The organism is Paenibacillus lacisoli (assembly GCF_030580655.1).
In the GTDB taxonomy this organism is placed as follows: Bacteria; Bacillota; Bacilli; order Paenibacillales; family Paenibacillaceae; genus Paenibacillus; species Paenibacillus lacisoli.
This window is the reverse complement of sequence record NZ_JAUQTB010000029.1, coordinates 1-4658: the sequence shown is the minus strand read 5'-3', so window position 1 is coordinate 4658 and position 4658 is coordinate 1. Positions and strand designations below refer to the sequence as shown.

Genomic DNA, 4658 nt, shown 5'->3' with positions numbered 1-4658 from the left:
ATGCTGTCACAAGCAGCTTAATCACGGGATTTCTGTATGAGGGGTGTTTTCAAACTGCACTTTTGTTGACAACTCCATTCACACCTTACATGTTCAGCCCCCACCGGAAATTTTTTAACGAATTTCCGTCTATAATTAGAGGGCAAGGTGGCTAGCCTTCACGTTGCCTTACCTGTATATGTCAACTGCTCGTCAGCAGAGTTATTTCCTACACCGTAACAATCGCTGTAAAGGTCAGTTTCGTTGCCGACAGAACAAAACTCTTCAAGATTGCCGCCCTACTATGAATAGTCGTGCTATCCTTCCTAGAAGATGCGCCTTCCTTTTCACCCTCTCTATCGCAACAGGGTATTTTACAGTTGCGACTCATTTTTGAAAAAACCGTGAGAAAGCGAAGATAACAAAAAACAGTCAATCATGGTGGTATCTGACCATAATCTACCTGTCCAAAGTAATGGAATACCGTTATTTAGGGTATAAAATTCAAGCATTGCATGTGCGTACAGGCATATGAGGAGAATATCATACGGGGGTGATGAGGGTTAAGTTCATTTGGACGTAGCCACCCAATTCATTCGGCACTGGGTAGGAGATAAATTCTGATAAATACAAAAAGAAGCCCACCAAAGGTGGGCGTAAAACAACAGTGAAATATTTAACTACTGTAAGGATAATAGGACGATGAATCTTCGAATAAACAATTATAGACACTAGGTGTATCTTCTTGTAGTTCTAAAACAATTCCAGGAACAGCTTTAGTTAACACAATGTCATCTAATAGCGTATACCCTTTGCGACTTAGAAATTCTTTTATTAATACTTCATAGTTATTTTGGCTTGGAAGAAATGGGACATCATTACTCATCACACCAACTCTGTTATCCTTTTTTTCATATTTTAGATACTTAACCACCGCGTATGGTGCAATCAATGACATCTGTACATCTACTCTGTAAACAATGAGGTTGTCAGTAATAAATTGCTCAAATTTTTGGCTACCAAGTGGAGAATCAACATCTGAAATATTTATGGAAATACTGAAACACTTTGAATAATTAAAATCCGTCATGTTCTCAACATATTTACCAACGAAGAGTTCTTTAAACTCTTGAAAATAATAATCTCTATCCACATAAGATGATAAAAGATATGATAAATCGCCATTCTTATATACATTCTCTATAACTTTTATTAAATCCGTCAAAATAGCTTTCCCCACCTTAATCTACAGGATAACCGTGAATATTCCCTTTACCATCAATATGAACCTTTATCCTCATCGTACCATTATCCCAAATCTTAACTGTACCGTCCGGCTTGACAACTGTGCCACTCATCCAGGCTTGTTGAGTTAGTTCAACTCCATTCTGTCCGTCCGGCCATTGGATTGTCAACATTAAATCAGACAACTTTTTTAAGGGCTTCTTGGCGATACTGAACGGGCGTCAAATAACCCAGTGATCCATGAATTCGATGCCTGTTAAACCAGTTGACGTAATCGTATAATTCCAGTTCTAAATGACGAAGATTTCTAAATGCCATCTGGTAAATAAACTCCGTTTTCATGACCTTGTAGGTGGCTTCGGTCACGGCGTTATCGTAGGGACATCCTTTCTTGCTAAGGGATCGGCCGATACCAAACGTGTCTAGAAGCTGTTCCATCGTGTGGTTTTTGAACTCACTCCTATGATCGGTATGAAACCACTGGATTTGGCTTAAGTCGCCTTCTACCGTTGCAAAGGCGCGTGAAACCAGAGCAGCGTCCTTATGCAGACCTGCACTGTGGCCAATAATTTCTCGATTGAACAGGTCAATGAGCACACAAATGTAATGCCACCGATGACCGACCTTCACATACGTGAGATCGCTGACAACGAAACGTTTAGTTTCCTTCTGTTCAAACGCACGATCCAGTACATTTGCCGTCGTTGCCTCATTACAAGCCGTTTTGTGAGGCTTAAACTGGGCAATGGTATACGTAGAAACGAGGCCCTGTTCTCGCATGATTCGGCCTATACGGCGTCTGGAGACGATGACTCCTCGTTCCTGAAGTGCTACTTTCAGCTTTCGCGTACCGTAGGCCTTTCGATTCTTGTGGAAGAATCTCCACGATGGCTTTTGTACATTCATCTTCGTTGGGCTGTTCCTTTGCTTCATAATAGAACGTACTTTTGGCGATTTCGAGGACGCTGCACATTGCTGATACCGAGTATTTATCACGGTTATTCTGGATGATAGCTACTTTCGTCCCATGATCAGCGCGGCTTGCTTTAAAATGTCATTCTCCATCAGGAGACGCTGGTTTTCTTTTCGTAAAGCGATAAGCTCATTTTCTTCAGGCGAACGATTGTCCTTTTCTTTGAATGAACCGCTTGCCTGCGATTGCCTGATCCAGCGGTCTAGAGCCGAAGCAGTGAGGTCGTATTCCTCCACAATTGCAGCTCTAGATTTGCCATTTTCAAAGAGTTGCACCATTTGTTTTTTGAACTCGGTTGTGAATGTACGTCGTTGTTGTTTAGGCATTGTAGAGATCCGCTCCTTAATATGATAGTTATATTCTACAAGCCCTTATTTTTTCTGTCCAACTAAGTGTAGCCGATCCACTTTTTCCAATTCTCCAATAAAGGATTATTTGCTAAATCAGTGCAAAGAACTGAACTGTACTCTAAAAATTTCTTGTGGAAGTTATTAAACATGGTTGAAACTTCGACTTTATCAAAAAGAATAGTATTTGGATTCGGTATCCAGTTTGTACGACTCATACAGGTGACCCTTACCAGTCCCCCTTCTTCTTCAAACACTAGCTGTCGTTCAATTCCTTGTTCATAGAAGTTTAATTCGAACGAGAATATCCCTTTACTTACCTTTTCTAGTATATCAGGGATTTGTTCGATAACTGTAGCTAAATCCGTTCTACAATCAACAGGCCACTTCTCTTGCCCAAAACCGGAGACAACAAACGAAACCATTTCCGACTGTTCAAAAACCTCGCAAATACTTATGAGAACTGCCACCACATCGTCTAGTTCAAAATCAGAAATTACGTCTTTTTCATTCAACCTATTGTCGGTCGACTCTTCAAAAGTTAACTCCATTCTAAAAATACTGAACCAATCCTTTCATAGCTAATTTATGGAATTGGATAAGCAGTCTTAACACCTGATGGGGAAGGAACAATGATAACCTTCGTTGCAGAGATTATCTTACCCGTAGGAGTAATAACTTGTCCCATACCTGATGGTAAATCGAATGTTGTGGCTTCGGTAAGTGTACCCTTAGAAGCAATAAAGTCTGCTGCTTTCTGATTATCGAGCCATTGCCCTTGATTATTCCCTGTACTTCTAGCCCTATCAATTAAACTCTTCGTATTTTTAGCTCCTGCCCCATGAGTTGAAAAAGTATGTCCGAATTGCTTTACACTTTTCCAGTTACAAGCGCCCGTATTGTGAACCCAAATCCCAAGGTCACTTACAAAGTACGTATGGAACTCATCAACCGTCATGTTATAACCGTGACGTGCCTGTGTTCCAGTTCGATGCTGTCTATCTTGAGTGTATTCCCATCACTCTTAACAAGCAAGTCACCGACTTTAAGGTCTTTGACGAACGTCCATCCCTTACCTTCCACATAGAACGGATGGTTAAAAGTCGATTCAATCGTCTGACCACCCACGGAAATCTTATATATCTCATCCGTCTCATGGTTGAACGTCGCCGTGACCTCTTTGTAAGCAACCTCGCCAGTCGCTTCATCTTTAGAAAGAACCTTATCTCCGACTTCAATGTCTTCGATATTCTTCTTCCCTTCGTTAGTTATAAACTTAACTAGGGGAATAAAGAAGGTGGCAACTGTTTTCAGCTACCACCATTGTATCATTAGCTTGCCGCCCGTTCAGGTAAAGCGGTAAGACGGTATTCGGTTTTGTTCTTTATCATGCTGTAAAGGATGTTTACTAGCTTTCTCATGATACAGATGATTGCTTGCTTCTTCTTTTTGCCTTCGTTGAGACGCTTTTCATAGTAAGCATGGAATAAAGGATTGAGCGGCTTTTTGGACGTTCTAGCGGTCTGAACTTGTCTAACTGCTAATCCCCATAGAATCTTGTTTAACGCTCGATTCCCTTGCCTTTGGTTGCGGTCTTTGCCCCTGCCGCCGCTACTCATTTGGCTTGGAGTAAGTCCTGCATACTTGGCTAACTTATCAGCACTGGTAAATCGGGTAATGTCTCCGACTTCCGCCACGATTGCCGAAGCAGTCACGTCATCAATGCCCGTAAACGTGTTCAGCTTAAAGTCTAGCTTCTGCATGATGTCTCGGATGTGATTCTCCACATCGGTCATTTCACGATGAACGTCACGGATTTGGTTTACGTGACTTCTGACTAGAAAATCCCGATGCTCCTGACCATTTCGCTTCGTATTCCCGTCTGCTTGAACATTTTCGAGAATGAAGGTTGCTTTCTTGGTCGAACAGACGTTATTACTGTTCTTCCGAAGGAACAACGTTAGGTCTTCTAGCGTGACCCCCTCAAGCAAATACGGGGAAGGATACTCATGCCAAAAAGCTAGAGCCGTTCTCCCGTCCACTTCACAGAAGAACTTGCTATAACTCGGATAGTTATAGCTCAATTGCGTGTGAAGCTGATTCTTGAGCATGAC

6 protein-coding genes and 1 pseudogene are annotated in these 4658 nt (G+C 41.7%); all 7 read right to left on the bottom strand.

Annotated features, from left to right (window positions below; all coding sequences use genetic code 11):
• Positions 1-655: 655 nt before the first annotated feature.
• Positions 656-1219 (bottom strand): hypothetical protein, encoded by a 564-nt coding sequence (locus Q5741_RS21310; RefSeq protein WP_305026121.1) that lies wholly within the window; start codon positions 1217-1219, stop codon positions 656-658.
• A 1-nt stretch (position 1220) separates the two neighbouring features.
• Complete coding sequence (locus tag Q5741_RS21305; RefSeq protein WP_305026120.1) at positions 1221-1397, bottom strand: hypothetical protein; 177 nt, start codon at positions 1395-1397, stop codon at positions 1221-1223.
• 4 nt (positions 1398-1401) lie between these two features.
• Positions 1402-2523: pseudogene (locus Q5741_RS21300) on the bottom strand (IS3 family transposase).
• Between the two features lie 62 nt (positions 2524-2585).
• Complete coding sequence (locus Q5741_RS21295) at positions 2586-3059, bottom strand: hypothetical protein (RefSeq protein ID WP_305026119.1); 474 nt, start codon at positions 3057-3059, stop codon at positions 2586-2588.
• A 71-nt stretch (positions 3060-3130) separates the two neighbouring features.
• A complete protein-coding gene (locus Q5741_RS21640; protein WP_345784181.1) occupies positions 3131-3502 on the bottom strand; it encodes a hypothetical protein in 372 nt (123 codons plus the stop codon).
• Positions 3499-3783 carry a polymorphic toxin-type HINT domain-containing protein gene (locus Q5741_RS21635; protein WP_345784182.1) on the bottom strand — a complete coding sequence of 95 codons (285 nt, stop codon included), beginning with the start codon at positions 3781-3783 and terminating at the stop codon, positions 3499-3501. The genes Q5741_RS21640 and Q5741_RS21635 overlap by 4 nt, the downstream gene beginning before the upstream one ends.
• 92 nt (positions 3784-3875) lie before the next feature.
• The coding region (locus Q5741_RS21285; RefSeq protein WP_305026118.1) for a transposase at positions 3876-4658 on the bottom strand (783 nt) is incomplete at its 5' end.

What these genes read in the sequence shown, in the direction of transcription:
- Q5741_RS21640 (WP_345784181.1), bottom strand. Translation starts at nt 3,502, where the DNA reads ATGACGGTTGATGAGTTCCATACGTACTTTGTAAGTGACCTTGGGATT.
- Q5741_RS21305 (WP_305026120.1), bottom strand. Translation starts at nt 1,397, where the DNA reads ATGTTGACAATCCAATGGCCGGACGGACAGAATGGAGTTGAACTAACT.